At 70.9% G+C, this 18,458-nt stretch carries 20 protein-coding genes and 3 tRNA genes; 17 read left to right on the top strand and 6 right to left on the bottom strand.

Annotated features, from left to right (window positions below; all coding sequences use genetic code 11):
* Nucleotides 1-141: 141 nt before the first annotated feature.
* The 6 genes from ACZ6TB_RS46545 (at nucleotide 142) to ACZ6TB_RS46520 (ending at nucleotide 4,838) form a co-directional block, all read left to right on the top strand.
* Nucleotides 142-981: a DUF8083 family protein gene (locus ACZ6TB_RS46545; protein ID WP_465567561.1), complete on the top strand. Its 840-nt coding sequence runs from the start codon at nucleotides 142-144 to the stop codon at nucleotides 979-981.
* 281 nt (nucleotides 982-1,262) lie between these two features.
* Nucleotides 1,263-1,472: a BldC family transcriptional regulator gene (locus tag ACZ6TB_RS46540; protein WP_014687221.1), complete on the top strand. Its 210-nt coding sequence runs from the start codon at nucleotides 1,263-1,265 to the stop codon at nucleotides 1,470-1,472.
* A gap of 93 nt (nucleotides 1,473-1,565) precedes the next feature.
* Nucleotides 1,566-2,345 carry a class I SAM-dependent methyltransferase gene (locus ACZ6TB_RS46535; protein WP_465567558.1) on the top strand — a complete coding sequence of 260 codons (780 nt, stop codon included), beginning with the start codon at nucleotides 1,566-1,568 and terminating at the stop codon, nucleotides 2,343-2,345.
* A complete protein-coding gene (locus ACZ6TB_RS46530; protein ID WP_465567555.1) occupies nucleotides 2,342-2,908 on the top strand; it encodes an RNA 2'-phosphotransferase in 567 nt (188 codons plus the stop codon). Before ACZ6TB_RS46535 ends, ACZ6TB_RS46530 begins: the two co-directional genes overlap by 4 nt.
* 74 nt (nucleotides 2,909-2,982) lie before the next feature.
* Nucleotides 2,983-3,549, top strand: coding sequence for a hypothetical protein (locus tag ACZ6TB_RS46525; protein ID WP_465567552.1), 567 nt, complete (start codon nucleotides 2,983-2,985; stop codon nucleotides 3,547-3,549).
* Complete coding sequence (locus tag ACZ6TB_RS46520; RefSeq protein ID WP_465567549.1) at nucleotides 3,546-4,838, top strand: PrsW family intramembrane metalloprotease; 1,293 nt, start codon at nucleotides 3,546-3,548, stop codon at nucleotides 4,836-4,838. The genes ACZ6TB_RS46525 and ACZ6TB_RS46520 overlap by 4 nt, the downstream gene beginning before the upstream one ends.
* A 3-nt stretch (nucleotides 4,839-4,841) precedes the next feature.
* Here the strand turns inward: ACZ6TB_RS46520 and ACZ6TB_RS46515 are convergent, their stop codons facing one another.
* Nucleotides 4,842-5,090: a hypothetical protein gene (locus tag ACZ6TB_RS46515; protein WP_465567546.1), complete on the bottom strand. Its 249-nt coding sequence runs from the start codon at nucleotides 5,088-5,090 to the stop codon at nucleotides 4,842-4,844.
* Nucleotides 5,091-5,212: 122 nt separating this feature from the next.
* Here ACZ6TB_RS46515 and ACZ6TB_RS46510 point away from each other — a divergent pair, with 122 nt between their 5' ends.
* Nucleotides 5,213-5,632, top strand: coding sequence for a PaaI family thioesterase (locus ACZ6TB_RS46510; protein WP_465567543.1), 420 nt, complete (start codon nucleotides 5,213-5,215; stop codon nucleotides 5,630-5,632).
* A 62-nt stretch (nucleotides 5,633-5,694) separates the two neighbouring features.
* Nucleotides 5,695-6,084 (top strand): hypothetical protein, encoded by a 390-nt coding sequence (locus ACZ6TB_RS46505; RefSeq protein WP_465567540.1) that lies wholly within the window; start codon nucleotides 5,695-5,697, stop codon nucleotides 6,082-6,084.
* A 123-nt stretch (nucleotides 6,085-6,207) separates the two neighbouring features.
* Here ACZ6TB_RS46505 and ACZ6TB_RS46500 read toward each other — a convergent pair whose 3' ends face one another.
* Nucleotides 6,208-7,374 carry a vanadium-dependent haloperoxidase gene (locus ACZ6TB_RS46500; protein WP_465567537.1) on the bottom strand — a complete coding sequence of 389 codons (1,167 nt, stop codon included), beginning with the start codon at nucleotides 7,372-7,374 and terminating at the stop codon, nucleotides 6,208-6,210.
* 329 nt (nucleotides 7,375-7,703) lie between these two features.
* Nucleotides 7,704-8,012, bottom strand: a complete 309-nt coding sequence (locus tag ACZ6TB_RS46495) for a hypothetical protein (RefSeq protein ID WP_465567534.1) — start codon at nucleotides 8,010-8,012, stop codon at nucleotides 7,704-7,706.
* Between the two features lie 64 nt (nucleotides 8,013-8,076).
* Here ACZ6TB_RS46495 and ACZ6TB_RS46490 point away from each other — a divergent pair, with 64 nt between their 5' ends.
* Nucleotides 8,077-8,727, top strand: a complete 651-nt coding sequence (locus ACZ6TB_RS46490) for an HAD family hydrolase (protein WP_465567531.1) — start codon at nucleotides 8,077-8,079, stop codon at nucleotides 8,725-8,727.
* A 145-nt stretch (nucleotides 8,728-8,872) separates the two neighbouring features.
* Nucleotides 8,873-9,307, top strand: a complete 435-nt coding sequence (locus ACZ6TB_RS46485) for a hypothetical protein (RefSeq protein ID WP_465567528.1) — start codon at nucleotides 8,873-8,875, stop codon at nucleotides 9,305-9,307.
* Between the two features lie 94 nt (nucleotides 9,308-9,401).
* On the opposite strand, the gene ACZ6TB_RS46480 is transcribed toward ACZ6TB_RS46485, so the two are convergent.
* Nucleotides 9,402-10,724, bottom strand: a complete 1,323-nt coding sequence (locus ACZ6TB_RS46480) for a cryptochrome/photolyase family protein (protein ID WP_465567525.1) — start codon at nucleotides 10,722-10,724, stop codon at nucleotides 9,402-9,404.
* A complete protein-coding gene (locus tag ACZ6TB_RS46475; protein ID WP_465567522.1) occupies nucleotides 10,721-11,599 on the bottom strand; it encodes a phytoene/squalene synthase family protein in 879 nt (292 codons plus the stop codon). The genes ACZ6TB_RS46480 and ACZ6TB_RS46475 overlap by 4 nt, the downstream gene beginning before the upstream one ends.
* 64 nt (nucleotides 11,600-11,663) lie before the next feature.
* Here ACZ6TB_RS46475 and ACZ6TB_RS46470 point away from each other — a divergent pair, with 64 nt between their 5' ends.
* The 7 genes from ACZ6TB_RS46470 to ACZ6TB_RS46440 all read left to right on the top strand — a co-directional run bounded on the left by ACZ6TB_RS46470 (nucleotide 11,664) and on the right by ACZ6TB_RS46440 (nucleotide 16,297).
* A complete protein-coding gene (locus ACZ6TB_RS46470) occupies nucleotides 11,664-12,779 on the top strand; it encodes a polyprenyl synthetase family protein (protein WP_465567520.1) in 1,116 nt (371 codons plus the stop codon).
* An 8-nt stretch (nucleotides 12,780-12,787) separates the two neighbouring features.
* Complete coding sequence (crtI, locus tag ACZ6TB_RS46465; RefSeq protein WP_465567517.1) at nucleotides 12,788-14,266, top strand: phytoene desaturase family protein; 1,479 nt, start codon at nucleotides 12,788-12,790, stop codon at nucleotides 14,264-14,266.
* Nucleotides 14,263-14,868, top strand: a complete 606-nt coding sequence (gene idi, locus ACZ6TB_RS46460) for an isopentenyl-diphosphate Delta-isomerase (protein ID WP_465567515.1) — start codon at nucleotides 14,263-14,265, stop codon at nucleotides 14,866-14,868. The genes crtI and idi overlap by 4 nt, the downstream gene beginning before the upstream one ends.
* Nucleotides 14,858-15,868, top strand: a complete 1,011-nt coding sequence (locus ACZ6TB_RS46455; protein ID WP_465567512.1) for a MerR family transcriptional regulator — start codon at nucleotides 14,858-14,860, stop codon at nucleotides 15,866-15,868. Before idi ends, ACZ6TB_RS46455 begins: the two co-directional genes overlap by 11 nt.
* A 138-nt stretch (nucleotides 15,869-16,006) precedes the next feature.
* Nucleotides 16,007-16,079 (top strand) — tRNA-Glu (locus tag ACZ6TB_RS46450).
* Between the two features lie 53 nt (nucleotides 16,080-16,132).
* A tRNA-Asp gene (locus ACZ6TB_RS46445) sits at nucleotides 16,133-16,206 on the top strand.
* A 14-nt stretch (nucleotides 16,207-16,220) separates the two neighbouring features.
* Nucleotides 16,221-16,297, top strand: a tRNA-Phe gene (locus ACZ6TB_RS46440).
* A gap of 658 nt (nucleotides 16,298-16,955) precedes the next feature.
* Here the strand turns inward: ACZ6TB_RS46440 and ACZ6TB_RS46435 are convergent.
* Complete coding sequence (locus tag ACZ6TB_RS46435; RefSeq protein WP_465567509.1) at nucleotides 16,956-17,984, bottom strand: serine hydrolase domain-containing protein; 1,029 nt, start codon at nucleotides 17,982-17,984, stop codon at nucleotides 16,956-16,958.
* Nucleotides 17,985-18,458: the final 474 nt, after the last annotated feature.

Here is an 18,458-nt window from a genome sequence, read left to right as displayed (position 1 = left end):
CTGATCTGATTGTCGAGGCCCTTGTGAGGCCGCTGTCCCGGCGGGGTGTGCCGGACATAGCGAGCCTAGTCGGGCGGACCCGGGACTGATTACGTCCGCGCGGGAAGTTCCATGCGGCCGAATTCATGGAAGGATCGCGTCGTGCCGTCACTGTTCGCGTCGTACCTTCGGGTTTACGAGCCGCTGACCGCCTTCGACCGCGACCGCCAGGTTTTCTGGCGGAAGTACGCCCGCGAGGGCCGGGCTCTCGGCCCCGTCGACGGACCGGTCAAGCAGCGCTCCGCCGTGCTCGAGGCGCTGGGCGCCGGCTGGACCAGGCTGCCCGATCTGCCCGACGAGGCGTACGTGCTGGAGTGGGGCGACACGCTGCTGGTCTGCCCGTGGAACCTGCGCCTGCGGGTCGCCGAGGCCGCGCTGAACGCCCGCGACGGCGTGCCCAGCGTGCTGGCCGACGCGTTCGTCCCGCCGGTGCTGGCCGGCCAGGCCCGCGCGATCGTCGAGGACTGGCGCAGCGGGGCCAAGGTGCTCGAGCACGGCGTGCCGCGGGTGCACGAGCAGATCGCGACCTGGGGCGTGCCGCTGCGCTGGTTCGTCTTCATCGACCTCGACGAGCGGGAGTTCGAGCTCGTGCCCGGGCGGCGCACGCTGCGCTACCGCACGGAGATCTCCAAGGCCCGGCGCCGCGCGCACCGGGGCGTCTCGGTGCTGCGCAAGTCGCTCGGCGACGCGCCGATCACCGAGGCGGTCGAGGAGGGCACCCGGTGGCTGGAGGAGTTCCACCCGCGGTCGATCGTCGAGCTCGACTACGGCGGTCTCGTCAACCTCCTCCCGGATGACGTCCTCAGCGAGGACGATTCACCCGGACTGGTGGCGGCCGGCCTTTCCGCGCTGTCCCGCGGCGACGCGGACGCGGCCTCCGAGGCGTACGAGAAGCTCGTCGAGCGGTGGCGCAGCGTGCAGCTTCTCGAGCGCTGCAACTGACCTGCGAAAACGGGACAGACGGGCGGAATTCGCGGGCCGTGGGAACGCTCCCGAAGCGAACACTCTTCGTAATCATGGCTCGTCGAAGCGTGATAATCGGACTAAACGCGGCACTATCTGGCGTAGAAAACGCGGAAAAATCGGGCATGCTTCATCCGTCTATCTGGGGACGTTCGTCCGTTCGGCCCATGTCGGACATCGGGGACTAGCCGGACCATGAGAGACGCACCGGCCGGCGGGACCCCGGCCGATGTCTATAGGTACCTGTGGAGGAGTGACCGATGGCATCGCGTACGCATGATCCTGAGCCGCTACTGACGCCGGCCGAGGTGGCTTCGATGTTCCGCGTCGACCCGAAGACCGTCACCCGGTGGGCGAAAGCCGGCAAGCTCAGTGCAATCCGCACGCTGGGCGGCCACCGCCGCTACCGGGAGTCGGAGGTTCGCGCCCTGCTGCAGGGGCAGATTCCCACGCAGCGTCAGGGCGACTGACCGACGGAGTCGTTTAGTCGAAGCATCGATGCAAGGGGCGAGCGCTGGGGAAGGCGACCGCCCCTTCTTCGTGTCCGGGTAATTTCTTCAGCCATGGATGAGCCACCGATCGGCGACGTCTGGGGCGAGATGATCACGGACGCGTACGCCGTCCGCACCGGCAAGGGGCCTCGCCCGCTCGCCGGCGGCCGGGTGCCGCGACCGGTCATCGAGGTGATCGAGCGGGACGACGGCCTGATCAACGGCGCGCCGGCCGATCACTACCTGGACGAGCCGGCGGACTGGCAGCCGCACGACCACCGGGCGCTGCGCCTCTGCCGCGGTCAGGTGCTCGACGTCGGCGCCGGCGCCGGGCGGACGGCCCTCGAGCTCCAGCGGCGCGGCATGGCGGTGACCGGCCTCGACACCTCGCCGGGAGCGATCGCGATCGCGCGGAAACGCGGCCTGCGCGACACGGTGGCGACGACCATCGACGAGTACGCGTCCCGCGCCGCCACCCGGTACGACACATTCCTGCTGCTCGGCAACAACCTCGGGCTGCTCGAGAGCCCCGAGCGCGCGCCGGTCTTCCTCGCCGCGCTGGCCCGGCTGGCCAAGCCCGGCGCCCGGATCGTGGCCCAGGGCACCGATCCCTACAACACGACCGATCCCGTGCACGTGGCCTATCACCGGCGCAACCGTGAGCGCGGCCGGATCGGGGGCCAGCTGCGGCTGCGGCTGCGCTACCGGCTGCTGGCGACCGAGTGGTTCGACTACCTGAACTGCTCGGCCGAGGAGCTGGAGAAGCTGCTGGCCGGGACCGGGTGGCGGCTGAAATCGGTCGACGACGCGGACCGGCCTTACTACCTTGCCGTCATGGAGTTGACTGAATGATGGAACTAACCCGCGACCAGGTGCGGGTCAGCCGGCGGATCTCGATGGTCCTGCGGCACCGGCCGGAGTCGGCCGGCCTCACGCTCGACGCGAACGGCTGGGTGCCGGTCGCCGATCTGCTGACCGCGCTGGGTCTCACCCGCGCCGAACTCGACGTGATCGTCGAGAACAACGACAAGTCCCGGTTCGCCATCGCCCGTCGCGACGACGGTGCCGACTGGATCCGGGCCAGCCAGGGCCACTCCAGCCGGGTCGAGATCGACCTCGACCTGCCGCCGGCCGAGCCGCCCGCCGTGCTCTACCACGGCACCCCGCGCGAGAACCTCGACTCGATCATGCGAGACGGGCTGCGGCCGCGCAGCCGGCACCACGTGCACCTGTCCAAGGACGTGCCGACCGCGCTGATCGTGGGCCGGCGCCGCTCGGGCGACGTGGTCGTGTTCGAGGTGGATGCCGCCGCCATGGCCGCCGCCGGGCACGTCTTCCACCGCAGCGAGAACGGGGTCTGGCTGACCTCGGAGGTGGCGCCCGCGTACCTCTCGCTAAAACCGACAAATCACTAGTATCTCCTGGTTGATCTGGTCTCCACAGTGGCCGAAGCCCTCGGTCACGGCTCGCGCTCGATTAGCGTGGGCGCATGGCGAGGATCACCCGGCGTGAGCTGATGAATCTCCTCGGTGCGTTCGGTGTCGTCGCCACGCTCGCCGGGCTGGCCTTCGGGCTTCCCGCGATCGACCGGGCGCTCCCGGCCGAGCGGCCGGTCAGCGCCGACGAGCCCTATGCGGTGGGCGCCGGCGTCACCGTCGTCCCGCCCGCCGGCGCCACCCTCGACGTCACCGGCACCCGCCCCGGCGGCGCGTCCGGCACCGTCCTGTTCCGGCTCGGGGCGGTGCAATACAAGATCACGGCGCGGCCCTTCACGGGCACTCTCGAGGCGGCCGCCTCCGGGCTCCGGCAGCGGATCACCGGCAACCCCGGCTACCAGGTCACCGGCGCGCAGCTCGAGGTCGACACGGCAGGCGGCCTGAGCGGTCTCCAGGGCGGCTACACGGCGCCCGGGCGGGGCGGCCGGTACGCGGTCTTCGTCACGGACGGTCTCACCATCGAGGTCACGATCGGTGGTGTCGACCTTGACCTGGGCCGCACCCTGCCGCAGATCGAGGCGAGCACGCGCACGCTGCGGCACGACGGGAGCGCCCGGTGACCGGAACCCCCGTTCGCCCCGCTCGGGGCGGTGGCCGGGCCTCGGCGCTGGCCCGGGTGCCCGCGTTCTGGGTGGTGGCGGCCCTGGTGGTGGCCGGCGCCGTGCGGATGTCGCAGATCGCGGGACGGCTCTTCTCCGCGTACCCGCTCGCCACCGTGACCGCCGTCGTGCTGTTCGCCCTGCTCGCCGTGCCGTTCTGGCTCTTCGTCTCCGAGCTCGACTTCCTCGAGCGGGAGCCGACCGAGCTGCTGGCTCTCGCGTTCGCCTGGGGTGGGCTGGTGGCGACCAGCGCGTCGATCCCGGCGAGCGTGGCGCTGGAGGATCTGGTGGCCAAGCTCGGCTCGCCGCACCTGGCCGCCGACTACGGCGCCGTGCTGGCCGCGCCCACGGTCGAGGAGACGGCCAAGACGCTCGGGGTGGCCGCGATCGTGCTGATCGCCCGCTCGCAGATCAACAGCGTGCTGGACGGTGTCGTCTACGGCGCGATGGTCGGCCTCGGCTTCCAGATCGCCGAGGACGTGGTCTTCGCGGTCGGGGCGGTGGCGCTGGCCGGGCGGGGCGACCACGTGCAGCCGGTGATCGCCACGTTCCTGCTGCGCGGCTTTCTCTCCGGGGTGTGGAGTCACACGCTCTTCGGCGCGCTGGCCGGCGCCGGCATCGGCTACCTCGTGGTGCGCCGGGATCGCCCGCCGGCGATGCGGATCGGCGTGGCCGCGCTCGCCTGCCTCGGCGCCTGGGCCTCGCACGTGCTGTGGAACTCGCCGCTGCTCGGCGACGGTCTCGGCAACGGGCCGCTGGCGCTGCTCGCCGTGCTGGTGCTCAAGGGGCTGCCGCCGCTGCTGCTGATCCTGTGGCTGGTCCGCCGCGCCCACGACCGGGAGGCGGACTACTACGTGGGGCATCTCGCGACGCTGCGCGATCCCGAGCTGATCACCGAGGGCGAGCTGGCGGCGCTGGGCTCCAGCTCGGCGCGGGCGGCGGCCCGGCGGCACGCGGGCGCGACCGCCGGGCGCGCGGCCCATCAGGCCGTACGCCGTTTGCAGCGCGCCCAGGCCCGGCTCGCCGTGGATCTGAGCCGGGTCGCGGCCGAGGACGTCGACGGCGCGGCCGAGGAGGTCGACGGCACGGCCGAGGAGGTCCGGGTGCAGCGGAAGGTGCTGCGCGGCCTGGGCCACCCGGAGGCGATCGCCGGTCCCCGGTCGTGGCGGCACACGGCCTCCACGATCGTCACGACGGTGGTGGCGATCGCCGTTCTCTGGGTCGCGCTCTCCGCACTGGGCGGAGCCTGACGGTTAAACCGAGGGCGGCAGGCCGCCGTCGCCGTCCACGATCATGTCCGGATTGCCGTCCTGGTCGAGGTCGACCATGGTGATGTCGACCTTGCCGTCACCGTCGGTGTCGAACTGGAACAGGTCGGGCTTGCCGTCCCCGTCGGTGTCGGACACCCAGACGTCCGGCTTGCCGTCGCCGGTCGTGTCGTTGGCGATCAGGTCGACGCGGTCGTCGCCGCGCGTCTCCACGGTCTCCTGCGGCTCGCTCATATGAGATCTCCTTCGGCGCTTCGGGTCATGGGAACAGTAGGGCCACCGAGCTATACGTGCGACCCGGGCTCTGTGATCGATGTCGCTGGAAAGGAACTGAACGACGGGTAACGTTCCGCCTCATGGACATCGCCGACGACGCTATTCAGCAGCTGCTCGCCTCCGGGGGCGGTGGCGAGCTCGGGAAGCGCATGGGCATCCGGCTCACCGAGGCCTCGCCCGAGCGGGTCGTCGGCACCATGCCCGTCGAGGGCAATACCCAGCCGTACGGGCTTCTGCACGGTGGCGCGTCGTGCGTGCTGGCCGAGACGCTCGGCTCGGTCGGCGCCGTGATGCACGGCCAGACCGTCGACCGGCCGTTCGCGGTGGGCGTCGACATCAATGCCACGCACCACAAGGGCGCCCGATCCGGCCTGGTCACCGGGGTGGCGACGCCGGTGCACCGGGGGCGGACGGTGACCACTTACGAGGTGGTCATCACCGACGACGCCGGGGAGCGGGTGTGCACGGCGCGGATCACCTGTCTTCTGCGCGGAGCGTGAATTCCGGTGCTTGTTGAGTTGTACGCGAGCGTTCCTTGACCGATCCACGTACCTTTCTTCACGTGACGGAGGTACCACAGCACGCTTTCGACGACGCGGCGCAGGTCTTGCAGAGTGCGCTCAGCGGCGACAGCGACGCCGTGGTCGGCACCTTCGACGCGGTCGTCGACCGCTCGGGCGTCGTCGGGGCGTATGACGTCGCCTGGTGCCTCGCCGCCACGATGGTCGGCCAGGTGCCGTCCGGCGGCGCGTGGACCCTCGACTTCCCGGGCATCGATGACGCGCGATACGACAAGCGCTGGGTGGCCCGGTTCGTCAGCGCCTACATGAACGGCGACATCCCGACCGGCGAGGCCCTCTTCGGCGCCGCGATCGCCGACGGCCAGCTGCCCGACTGCCTGCTCGCGCTGGCCGGCTCGACCGTGGCCACGCTCCGCCACCGCGCCGCCTAGACACGCTCCGCCACCGCGCCGCCTAGACACGCTCGGCCACCGCGCCGCCTAGACCTGGACCCCCGCGCGCCCGCGGTGGCGTGATCCCACCACGGGCGCCGGTGAGCGGTCGGTGTGCCGGACTCAGCGCACGCGCCGCAGGGTGTTGTTAACGGTCCAGTCGCCGACCCGGACGCCGTGCGCGATGCCCTCGTCGACGGCTTTCCGGAAATGGAATCCGACCATGATGCGCGACAGGCCATTCTCGGCCGACGCCTGACTGAACGAGCGGTAGTGCCGCATCACGGGTGCCGGGTCGGCGCAGGTCTGCCCGGCCGGCAGCGTGTAGCTGCACGTCGCAAAACTGATCCGGTCGGTGCCGAAGAAGCGTTTCAGCACTTCCGCCGCCGCGCCGCCCTCCACACTGTGTCCGGAGTCGTAATCGGGAATCGGCGGTGTCTGCACCAATGGCGTCCAGGTCGGGTCGGCAATGGTTCCGGGATTGCCATCGCCGGCCGCGTTGCGGATCGCGGTCACCGGGCGCCAGAAGTTGTACGCCCGGTATTTGGTGTCGAAGGTGGCTATGTAGCCGTCGGCGAGTGCCACGTCCAGAAGGCCGAACAGACGCGCGCTCTCCCACAGATCCAGGTGCCTGCCCGCCGCGACGGACCGGGCCACCCGGTTCCACAGCAGCGGCGAGCTCTCCACCCAGAATTGGGCGAACTCGGTCTGGTCGGCGGTGCGTGCGCTCGGGGTGGTGACACCGTCCCCGCCTAGCCGCTTGACCTCGGCCAGATCCCGGGCGTAGCGCTGCGAGGTCACCGCGTACGGCGGACCCGGCCGGAACTGGACGGCGCTCCGCAGCGCGAACGGTGTCACGCCGCCCCAGCCGGGAGCGAACGCGAAGTCGGAGCCGGGGGTGAACCGGTACTCACCCGGCCGCGTGCCCTGCGGGTACGCCGTGTCGAACAGCGGCGTGTCCGACCCGTCACCGGTACGGGCGGCCAGGATCGCGGCCGCGGCGGCGCGACCCGTCGCGATTCCCCGCGTCTTGGCCGAACCGTCGGGAATGCCACCGAGGGCCGCCGCGTAGCTCGCGTCGACGCCCTCGACGACCTTCGCGCCGACTACGCAGTCCGCGAACGGCGGTGGCAGCTCACGCAGCAGGGGCACGAGCACGTTCCGCGCCGCCGCGGCGACCGCGGCCCGGGGCGACGCACCGTGCGCGCTGCCGTGATAGGCGTAGGGGCGGGACCGTCGGTCGATCGCATTCAATGCGTCGTGAATCGCGAGATGGGTCATCGCGTACATGCGGGATTCGTGAAGTGGATTATTCGTCGGAGCCAGGCAGGAGCCGAGCGCGGCCGTCGCGGCCGTCTCGTTCCACGCGATAACGGCCGATCCGTCTGAGGATTGCGTGGGCGGATGAGCCCCGGCCGCGCCGCCGGCGGTAACGACGAGAAGGGTCGTGGATAAGGTCACCGTCCATCTTCGGAACGTGGAATACATGAATGTCCCCTCCGGGCGCCGCCCCGCCGAGAGATCGTATTCACGGTGAGCGCGGTCGCCGCAAAATCCCTTGATACGCCGGGGCTTTCGGCGGGGTCAAGGCACGTACATGGTCTGTCTTTTCGAGGGGTTCAAGACTTCTTGAGGTAGAGGGCCTTCGCGTACTGCGTGGCCGCGGCCTCGTTGTACATCGACGCCTGCGCCATGTACCACCCGTTGTCGGAGAGCGCCTTCCGTGACTGGCTCGTGCCCGACCAGCGGATGTCGGCGTCCACCTGGGACATGCCCCGAGCCTTGAACTGGCGACGCATCGCCATCTTGCCGGCCTGGAACGCCTCGGCGGCCTCCTCGGCCTGTTTCATCGCGGCGAAGGCCTTGTCGCTCAGCGCCTCCGCCAAGGTCCACGCCGCCTGTTCCGCCGCGTTCGTGAATGTCAGCACGCCGCTCCTCCTCGAAAGCGCCTGTCGGACAGACTCGAAAGCGCCTGTCGGACAGAATCGTTCGGTGCTGTTGCTCATTGATCTGGATAACACTCTCATCGACCGCCGCGCGGCCTACAAGAGCTGGGCGAAGTCCCGGTTCGGTGAATCCGAGACGCCGTGGCTCGTCGAGGCGGACAAAGACGGCTACGAGAAGCGCGAGGTGCTCGCGGCCCGGATCGCGGCCCGGTACGGCGGCGACGAGCGCGAGGTGCTCGTCGAGCTACGCGCCGGCATGGTCGCGCAGCTGGCGCCCGACCCCGAGATCGACGCGGCGCTGGTCGCGGCGGCCGCCGCGGGGCTCGTCCCCTTTGTCGTGACAAATGGGACGGTCGCGCAGCAGGAGGCCAAACTCCGGCGTACCGGCCTGGATCGCCTGGTCGCGGGCTGGACGATCTCCGAGGGCGCCGGCGTGCGCAAGCCGGATCGGCGGATCTTCGAGATCGCGGCGGCCGCGGCCGGCGTTCCGCTGGGCGCGGCGGGCTCGGCGGCGGGCTGGATGGTGGGGGACAACGCGCAGGCCGACGTGGGCGGCGGCGCGGCGGCCGGGCTGCGTACGGCATGGGTCGCCCTGAACCGCGACTGGCCCGCGGACCTGGCATTTCGGCCGGACGTCACGGGCGCCACCGGAGCGGCCGCCCTCCGCATGGTGATCACCGCGAACCAAGGTGGTTGATCACCGGGGGACTGGAAGGGCAAAAGCGCGGCCTGAATTCCGCGCCGCCATGGACAAAGGGACCATCGACGGCGCACGAACGGCGCGACAGGGTGTAGTCGTGACCTCATCGCGGACATCCCGCCGGAGCGCGTACCTCGCTCCAATGATGGCAATGCTGGCCCTGCTCGGCGGTGCGACCTTCTTCGGCGTCCTCGCCATGTCCGGCATGTCCCAGCAGGATGTCCTGTCCAACACGGCCGCCGTCGCCGACTCGCCCAAGCCGAGCCGCGCGAAGAACGCCGCGACGACCGCACCGGTCCACCCGATCGCCTCGCGGGTGCCGACCCCGCCCTCGCCGGTGCTGGACGAGGCCGACTCGATCAGCCACGAGCCGCCCGTGCCCAGCCCGGCGAGCTCGGCCGACCGCGATCGGGCGATGTCGGCGCTGCCGCGCAAGCCGGTCGCCCCGGTCGTGCGCGACGTCAAGCAGAACGCGGCGTGCGCGCCGACCGGCTCGAAGGGCCGCACCACCAACGGCAAGCTGATGATCTGCGAGGCGACCCCGGACAACGACGAGAACCGCTGGCAGCCGGTCTGACCACGGGCGCGGGGCCCGCCGGGTTTCGCGTGTAGACGGACGCAACTGCCCGGCGGACCCCACTGGGACCCGCCCAGGCGTACCGGGCGGGGGGTCATGGCCGCAGCCACACCGCCTCGTCCCGGTGTGACTCCAGCGGGCCCGGGTAATCCAGCCGGCGGCGCGTCTCCTCGGGGAGGCGCCACGGCTGATGGACGGCCGGACCGTCGATCGCCTCGAGTTCGGGTATGTAGCGCCGAACGTACACGCCTTCGGGGTCGAAACGGCCGGCCTGGCGGATCGGATTGAACCGGCGGTAAGGCCGGCTGTCGTTGCCGGTGCCGGCCACCCACTGCCAATTGCCGGAATTGTTGGGAACGTCCCCGTCGAGCAGCCAGCGGAAGAACCACTGCACGCCGAGCCGCCAGTCGATGCCGAGATGCTTGGTCAGGAACGCCGCGGTGATGAGCCGGGCCCGGTTGTGCATCCAGCCCTCGGCGCGCAGCTGCCGCATCCCCGCGTCGACCACCGGCACCCCGGTGAGCCCGTCCTGCCAGTGCTTCAGGGCCTCCGGGTCGTCCCGCCAGCCGTCGTCGGCGTTCTTGCGGTAGGCGGCGGTGGAGATCCGCGGGAAGTCGTTGGTCACCTGGTAGTAGAAGTCGCGCCAGCAGAGCTGACGGACGAAGGCGTCGGCCTTCCGCTGCCGGGCGGCCTCGGCGACGGCGAGCGGCGAGAGACAACCGAAGCGGAGGTACGGGCTGAGCCGGCTCGTGCCATCACCGGGCATGTCGTCGTGCATGTCGTCGTACGCGTCGATCTGCTTCAGCCACGCGGTGAGCCGCCGCCGTCCCTCGCTCTCCCCGCCCTCGGCCGCATCGGGCGACTCGCCGGCCGGCAACGCCGGGAGCCGCCCGGCCGCGACCTCGGGCAGCGTGATCTTCCGAGGAGTGGCCACCTCGTCCCGCCATTTGGCCGACGACCAGGTGCGGAAGTAGGGCGTGAAGACCCGGTAGGAGTCGCCGCCGCCGCTCGGTCGCAGCGTTCCCGGATCCACGATCGTCACGCCCGGGAACAGCCGCAGCGAGATCCGGTGCCGGTCGCATTCCGCCCGCAGGCGGCGTTCCCTCCGGCGGGCGTACGCGCTGACGTCCGCCGCCATCCCGAGCATGGTGGCCCCGGTCTCGCCGGCCAGCTTGATCGTCTCGGCGACCGGGTCACCGCTGCGCAGCACGAGGTCGCCGCCGCGGTCGCGCAGGGACGAGCGCAGGTCGGCGAGCGCCTGGTGCAGGAAGCGCGACCGGTTGGGCGAGATGTCGCCGAGTTTCGGGTCGAGCACGAACAGCGGCACGACCCGGTCGGCGTTGGCGCAGGCCGCCGCGAGCGCCGGGTTGTCGTGCAGACGCAGGTCCCGGGTGAGCAGGACGACGGCCGTCCTCACCGGGCCTCCATCGGGGTGCCGGGCCGGGTCAGCAGGCTGCGCACCGCAACCGAGGCGCGTCGCGAGTTGGGCACCGTGGCCCGCCGGGCGAAGACGTCGTAGTCGGCCGCCTCCACCTCGTCGAGGATGCCGCCGTAGAGCTGGAACGCGGTGCGCATGCAGGCCTGGGACGCGGGCTCGAGAAGGGGGATGCCCGGCGCCGCGAAACCGTAGTGGCGGCGGGCGCGGCTCACCTCGTACGCGATCAGGCCCTTGACCTTGGGGTTGCCGGGGCGCAGGTCCTCCGGCGTGAGCTCGAAGCGGGCGAGATCGTCGAGGGGGAGGTAGACGCGGCCGCGCTCGAGGTCCTCGGCGACGTCCCGGATGAAGTTGGTGAGCTGGAACGCGAGGCCGAGCTGACGGGCGGGCTCGCGCGCCGCGACCGGATCACTCGACCCGAGGATCGGCAGCATCATCGTGCCGATCACCGCGGCCGAGCCCTCCATGTAGTCGAGCAGATCGTCGTACGTGCGATAGGTCGTGATCGTCAGGTCCATCGCCATGCAGCGCAGGAACGTCGCGAAGTCCTCCACGTCGAGGTCGAAGACGGCGATCGTGTGCAGCACCGCCGGCAGCAACGGATCGTCGACGGGCTCGCCCCGCAGACCCGCCACGAACCGATCCGACCACTCGCCGAGCCGAGCCGCCCGCTCCCGAGGGGGCAGCGCCTCGGTTTGATCGACGATCTCATCGGCGTACCGGGTGAATCCGTAGAGCGCGTGCACATGGCGACGCTTCCAGGCGGGCAGCAGGCGGGTCGCCAGGTAGTAGGTGCGGCCGTGCTGCTTGTGCAGGGTTTTGCAGCGCTCGTAGGCGCTCGCTAGATCCGCTTCCACATTTCCGTCCTTAGAATCGACGCACGAATCGACGCAACCACCAACCTAGGGTACGGTGCATCTCGTGGCCAATGACACGCTCGAGGGAAACCGGCACCGCGGGATACCCCGCCAGGCCGGCCGTTCCACCACCCTGCTCGACGCGGTCGAGGGCACCCTTGCCGACTTCCTCGCCGCTCAGATCGCCGCGCTCGATACGGTCGATCCGGCGCTCGGCGGTCTCGCCCGCACCACGCGGGACCTGGTGCTGGCCGGCGGGAAGCGGCTGCGCCCCACGTTCGCCTACTGGGGCTGGCGTGGGGCCGCCGTCGCCGGCGAGCCGGTCGAGCCGCTGCTGCCGGCGCTCGCCGCGCTCGAGCTCATGCACACCTTCGCGCTGGTGCACGACGATGTGATGGACGACTCGGCCACCCGTCGCGGCCGGCCCACCGCCCAGCGCATCTTCGCCGGTCAGCATGCCCGGGCCGACGACCCGGAGCGCTTCGGCGCCAGCGCCGCGATCCTGGTCGGTGACCTGTGCCTGGTCTGGGCCGACCAGCTGCTCGCCCGCACGCCGCTGCCGACCGCCACGCTCTTCGCGGCGCGGGCGCGGTACGACCGGATGCGGGTCGAGGCCGTCGCCGGGCAGTACCTCGACGTCCTCGGCGAGACCGACCCGGCGTCCTTCGACGTCGACCGGGCGCTGCTCGTCGCCCGGCTCAAGACCGCGAGCTACACCGTGCAGCGGCCGTTGCAGTTCGGGCTGGCGCTGGCCGGCCCGGCCGACCCGGCGCTCGACGACGCCTACGCGCGGTACGGCGAGCTGGTCGGCGAGGCGTTCCAGCTGCGCGACGACCTGCTCGGGGTGTTCGGCGACCCGGCCGTCACCGGCAAGCCCGCGGGCGACGACCTGCGTACGGGAAAGCCGACCACCCTTGTTTTGCTGGCGCGCCAGTTGGGCGCGCTCGTTACGCCCGCCGGAGCCATCAACCCCGCCGACGGCTCCGGCGGGTTCAACCCCGCCCAGATCGAGCGGCTCACCCGGCTCATCGCCGATTCCGGCGCACCCGCCCGGGTCGAGACGATGATCTCCGAGCGCGTCGCCTCGGCGGTCGCCGTGCTGGCCGACGCCCCGATCGGGGCCGACGCCCGCGCCGCGCTGACCGAGCTGGCCGTCCGCGCGACGCAGCGCCCGGCATGATGGCACGCATGCGAGTCGTAACCGGCCCCACCGATCGGGTCGTCGTGGTCGGCGCCGGCCTGGGCGGCCTGGCCTGCGCGCTGCACCTGGCCGCGGCCGGCCGGCAGGTCACCGTGGTCGAGCGCGAGCCGGTGCCGGGCGGCCGGGCCGGGCGGCTCAGCCTCCAGGGGTACGAGTTCGACACCGGCCCGACCGTGCTGACCATGCCGTCGCTGATCGAGGAGCCCCTCGCCGCCGTCGGGGAGCGGCTCTCCGACTGGCTCGAGCTGGAGCCGCTCGACCCGGCCTATCGGGCCTACTACCCGGACGGTTCCACGCTCGACGTGCGCACCGACACGGTGCGGATGGCGGCCGAGATCTCCCGGGTGTGCGGTCCCCGCGAGGCCGACGGCTACCTGCGCTTCGTCGACTTCGCCCGCAAGCTGTGGCTGCTCGAGCGCGACCACTTCATCGGCCGCAACCTCGACACCCCGCTCGACCTGGTCAACCTCAACCTGCTGAAGCTGCTCGGGATGGGCGGCTTCCGGCGGTTGCACGGCAAGGTGGCGTCGTTCCTCCACGATCCGCGCACTCAGCGGATCTTCTCGTTCCAGGCGATGTACGCGGGTCTCGCCCCGCACGACGCGCTGGCGATCTACGCGGTGATCGCGTACCTGGACTCGGTGGCGGGCGTCTACTACCCCAAGGGCGGCATGCATGCGGTGCCGCGCGCGCTGGCCGCGGCGGCCGAGAAGCACGGGGTGGTCTTCCGCTACGACACGACGGTCACCCGGGTGGAGACGTCCGGCGGGCGCGCGACCGGGGTGATCACGGCCGAGGGCGACCGGATCCCGGCCGACGTCGTGGTGCTCAACCCCGATCTTCCGATCGCCGATCGCGATCTCCTGCCTCCCCGGCGGCAGCGCGCGCTGCGCTTCTCACCCTCGTGCGTGGTCCTGCATGTGGGCTCCACGCAGACGTACGGGAAAATTGCCCATCACAACATTCATTTCGGTACGCATTGGAAGCGCACGTTCGACGAGGTGATCCGCGACGGGCTGCTCATGAGTGACCCGTCGTTGCTGGTGACGAACCCGACCGGCACCGATCCGTCGGCCGCGCCCGAGGGACGGCAGACGTATTACGTGCTCGCCCCGACCCCGAACCTTTCGGTGGGGCCGATGAACTGGCGAGCGATGGGCGACCGTTATGCGGACTCGCTCGTCCGGACGCTGGAGCGGCGGGGATACGTCGGGTTCGGCGACGGCATCGAGGTCATGCGGGTCGTGACGCCGGCCGACTGGGAGGAGCAGGGCATGGCGGCGGGGACACCGTTCGCGGCCGCGCACACGTTCGGCCAGACCGGGCCGTTCCGCCCGTCCAACCTGCATCCCGTCTTCCCGAACGTGGTGTTCACCGGCTCCGGGACGCAACCCGGCGTCGGCGTGCCGATGGTCCTGATCTCCGGAAAGCTCGCGGCCGGCCGGATCACGGGTGCGCTCTCATGACCCTGCGCGAGGCGCACGACGTCGACCTCGTCGACGCATCCGGCCGGTCGATCGGCGTGGCGACGGTCGAGGAGGCCCACCGGGCGCCCGGCACGCTGCACCGGGCGTTCTCGGTGTTCCTGCGCGATCCCGCCGACGGGCGAGTGTTGTTGCAGCAGCGGGCGGCGATCAAGACCAGGTTCCCGCTGCGCTGGGCGAACACGTGCTGCGGGCACCCGTCGCCGGGCGAGGACGTCGAGGCCGGCGCGGCCCGGCGACTCGGCGAGGAGCTGGGCATCGACGGGGTGTCGCTGACCCCGGTCGGCGTCTACACCTATCGGGCGGCCGATCCGGAGACCGGGCGGGTCGAGCACGAGTACGACCATGTCCTGCTCGGCGATCTGCCGGTGGGCGCGCGCCCGTCGCCGGATCCGTCGGAGGTCGCCGATCTGCGGTGGGTCTCCGTGTCCGAGCTGCTGGACGATCTCACGGCGGATCCCTCGCCGTACGCGCCATGGCTGTCCGGCGTCACCACCTGTCTCGCCGACCACCTCGTTCGGCCGCCGACTCCCCGGCCTGCCGCTCTCCTCGACGATGCACCGGAGCGGTCGGGTGGCCGATGAGGCGCTGAGCGCCGGTGCCGTTGCCCGCCGCCTCGGGGTGGCGGTCACCACGCTGCGCACCTGGCATCAGAGATACGGGCTCGGACCGAGCCGGCACGTCCCCGGCCAGCACCGGCGCTACACGGCGCAGGACCTGAGCCGGCTCGAGGTGATGCTGCGGCTGACGACCCAGGGCGTGGCGCCGGCCGAGGCGGCGGCCTGGGCTCGGCGTACGCCCGCTGCTTCGCCTTTGCGCCCGGATTTTTCTTTTCGCGCCCGCGAGGGCTCGGCTTCCGCTGGCGACGCTTCCATCCCCGACGCTCCCGGCGGCGATTCTCTCGGCGGCGATTCTCTCGGCCGCGACTTTCCCGGCCGTGACGGCTCCTCTCACGGCCGTGATGGTGGTGGGCAGGCCATCCCGCTCGGCTCGGTCGTCCCGGCCGCCCGCGGCCTGGCCCGCGCCGCCATGCGCCTCGACGCCCCCGCCATGCGCGAGATCATCCAGGAGGCCGTGGCCGACCGCGGGGTGATCGGCGCCTGGGAGGAGGTGGCCCTGCCGGTGCTGGTCGGCATCGGTGAGCGCTACGCGGCCACCAAGAAGTTCGTCGAGGTCGAGCACCTGATCTCGCGCTGCGTCAGCGAGGTCCTCGGCGCGGTGCCCCGCCCCCGCACCCGCACGGCCCCGCGGGTGCTGCTCGCCGCCGCCGACGAGGAGCAGCACACCCTCCCGCTCGAGGCCCTCGACGCCGCGCTGGCCGACGCCGGCATCCCGTCCCGCTTACTGGGCGGGCGCGTTCCCCCGTTCGCGCTGGCCGACGCCATCGCCCGCACCGGCCCCGACGTGCTGGTGCTCTGGTCCCAGATGTCCACCACCGGCGATCCCGACCAGCTGACCCGCATCGCCGGCGTCCCCGTGATCGCCGCCGCCGGCCCCGGTTGGCCCCACGATCTACCTCCCGGCGTGGCCCAGCTCACCTCGCTGTTTTCCGCCGTAGACGTCGTCAAAGCCGCGCTGGCATGACGTTTCCCCTGGTCAGAGCCGTTGGGGATACCGGTTTGGAGGCGGGGCGGTCGATCACGTATGCTTTCCAAGCCTCAAGCGGGGCCCGGTTGGGGTCTACGCCGCACAGGGTTGCAGACATGCAATACTGGCGGAGTTGCCCTCATCGTCTAGTGGCCCAGGACGCCGCCCTTTCAAGGCGGTAGCACGGGTTCGAATCCCGTTGGGGGCACTGGTAGGTTGGCAGCGTAAGCTGCTGATGAGCCAGTCAGAAGTACAGAGCAAGGTCCTGTGGAGCAGTCGGAGTGCTCGCCGCCCTGTCAAGGCGGAGGTCGCGGGTTCAAGTCCCGTCAGGACCGCAAGTAACACCCCTGGCCAGGTAGCTCAGTTGGTACGAGCGTCCGACTGAAAATCGGAAGGTCGGCGGTTCGACCCCGCCCCTGGCCACCAAAGCGAAGCAAGCGCCGACGGCTTAATGCTGGTCGGCGCTTTCGCTTTCCCGGGCCGCTTCGCCCTTCCGGGCCGGCGCGCCTTTCGGGCCGGGTCGCGTTTCCGGGGCCGCTCTGCACTCCAGGGCTGCTCTGCACTCCCCGGGCCGCTCTGCACTCCCGAGCCGCTCCGCCTTTCCGGGCCGCCGCTCCGCCTTTCTGGGCCGGCGCGCTTCCTTCGCCTGGCCTTTTCCGCGGCCGGCTGCGCAGGTCGCTCACCCCGCGCAACGCCGGCCTCGCTACACCCCGGCGGCCAGCCGGCAGGTCGCTCACCGCGCGCAACGCTTGCGTCGCTACGCCCCGCAGTCGGCTGGCATGCGGTTGGTCCCGCGCGGTGGGGTGACTTGCTCCGCATGGCGCTCGATCTCGCGCGGTGGGTCCTCGCGCGGCCGGTCCGCACGGCGCTTGATCCCGGCTCCGAAGTGGACCGCCACAAAGACCGGCGCCGCCCGCGGCCTTGACCGTGGGCGGCGCCGTCGTGGCGATCGTGAGGATGGCGGACACCAGCCCGGGTCCGCCATCGCCCCCTCACGAACGCCTCTTTGATCCCTCTTCCGCGACGGTGAGAATCGGCGGCCGGGCCGAGCACATGAGGTTTTCGCGACGGACCTTCAAGGCGATCACACCGGCAGGGCGGCCTCGATGCGGTCGACGGCGGCGAAATCTCCGAGACGCCTGGTCACGTACGCGATGGAAAGCCCCCGCGCCGGATCGGCCCAGCCGGCGTTGCCGCCCAGCCCGCCCTGTCCCCACGTGCCGTCGGGCTCGATCTGGACGCCGAGACCCCAGGTCACCTCCTGCTCGATGAACAGGTCGGTCCCGGTGAACTGCGGTATCGCGAGAGCGGGCAGGCGGCCGTCGAGAACGGCGGCGTAGAAGCGGGCGATGGCCATCGACGTGGCGTGCACGTTGACGGCGGGGACGGCGGCCTTGCGCCAGAGCGGGCTGTTGACCACGGCCAGGTCACGGGTGCCGGGTGGGTTCGTGACGGCCCGGGCGTGCACCGAGCCGGGCTCGCCGATCATGCGTTCCGGCCAGTCGGGTGCGTCGAACTCGAGCTCGGCGCAGCGCGCGACGTCCGCATCGGACAGTGCGAAGCCGAGGTCCAGACCGAGCGGGCCGGCAATCTCCTCGGCCACGAAGCGGGCGGGCTCCCGGCCATCCACGCGACGGACGAGCTCGCCCAGCAGGTGTCCGTAGGTCAGCGCATGCTCGGCCGCCACTGTTCCGGGCGCCCATTCCGGCTCGGCCTCGGCCAGATCACCACAGAGAAGGTCCCAATCGGACCACGCCTCGACCGTACGGGCTCGGGGAAAGGCCGGCAGACCCGCAAGATGAGCAAGCAGATCCCGTACGGAGGCCTGCGCCGTGAAAGACGGCCAGTAGGTCGCCGTCGTCGCCGGCAGTGCGATCAGGCCGCGTTGCTCGAGGATCAGCACCGCGGCCGCCATGATCGGTTTGCCGACCGAGTAGATGTTGACCAGAGTGTCCGCGTCCCAGGGAACGGTGTGACCTGCGTCACGCCAGCCCTCGCGAACGTCCACCACGGTCTGGCCATTACGCAATACGGTGAGTGCCGAACCGCCGCGCGGATCCGCCGCGAACGCCTCGCCCACCGCCTCGAAACCTGGTGCGATCACGCCGTCCATGTGGCGCACGGTAGTCGCCGGCGGCCCGAGTTCGCCGATTACCCTGCGCTGACCTGGGCAGATGCGGAACACTGGGACCCGATTTGGAGCCCGGGGAACGACGCTGTAATGTTTTCCGGGCCGGCAGGGATGCGGACGAGCAAGCGGAGAGATCCGCAGCGGCCGTCCTGCCAAATCCTTCGAACTACGGATCGCAGTGATGCTGCGCGCCTGGTGCGGGGGACTTACTAGGGCAGATGGGTTTGAACCGGGAGAAACCGGTTGACGAACTCCGGAAGGCCGAGTAAGGTTGAACGAGTGCCCCGAGGGCGGGTTTGCTTCGGGTGTGGTTGTTCTTTGAGAACTCAACAGGGTGCTTGTAAAGCCAGTGCCAATTATGTTTTTCCCTGGCCGGTTTGATCCGGCTTGGATTCCTTTGGCAACTTTTTGTTGTCGGGACATTTTTTCCACAGATTTTGTTGGAGAGTTTGATCC

The sequence above is a fragment of the Actinoplanes sp. NPDC051537 genome (genome assembly GCF_055586105.1).
This window is presented reverse-complemented; position numbering and strand designations above follow the sequence as displayed.

What these genes read in the sequence shown, in the direction of transcription:
- ACZ6TB_RS46540 (WP_014687221.1), top strand. Translation starts at nt 1,263, where the DNA reads ATGGCATCGCGTACGCATGATCCTGAGCCGCTACTGACGCCGGCCGAG.
- ACZ6TB_RS46535 (WP_465567558.1), top strand. Translation starts at nt 1,566, where the DNA reads ATGGATGAGCCACCGATCGGCGACGTCTGGGGCGAGATGATCACGGAC.
- ACZ6TB_RS46530 (WP_465567555.1), top strand. Translation starts at nt 2,342, where the DNA reads ATGATGGAACTAACCCGCGACCAGGTGCGGGTCAGCCGGCGGATCTCG.
- ACZ6TB_RS46525 (WP_465567552.1), top strand. Translation starts at nt 2,983, where the DNA reads ATGGCGAGGATCACCCGGCGTGAGCTGATGAATCTCCTCGGTGCGTTC.
- ACZ6TB_RS46515 (WP_465567546.1), bottom strand. Translation starts at nt 5,090, where the DNA reads ATGAGCGAGCCGCAGGAGACCGTGGAGACGCGCGGCGACGACCGCGTC.
- ACZ6TB_RS46510 (WP_465567543.1), top strand. Translation starts at nt 5,213, where the DNA reads ATGGACATCGCCGACGACGCTATTCAGCAGCTGCTCGCCTCCGGGGGC.
- ACZ6TB_RS46500 (WP_465567537.1), bottom strand. Translation starts at nt 7,374, where the DNA reads ATGTACGCGATGACCCATCTCGCGATTCACGACGCATTGAATGCGATC.
- ACZ6TB_RS46485 (WP_465567528.1), top strand. Translation starts at nt 8,873, where the DNA reads ATGATGGCAATGCTGGCCCTGCTCGGCGGTGCGACCTTCTTCGGCGTC.
- crtI (WP_465567517.1), top strand. Translation starts at nt 12,788, where the DNA reads ATGCGAGTCGTAACCGGCCCCACCGATCGGGTCGTCGTGGTCGGCGCC.
- idi (WP_465567515.1), top strand. Translation starts at nt 14,263, where the DNA reads ATGACCCTGCGCGAGGCGCACGACGTCGACCTCGTCGACGCATCCGGC.
- ACZ6TB_RS46435 (WP_465567509.1), bottom strand. Translation starts at nt 17,984, where the DNA reads ATGGACGGCGTGATCGCACCAGGTTTCGAGGCGGTGGGCGAGGCGTTC.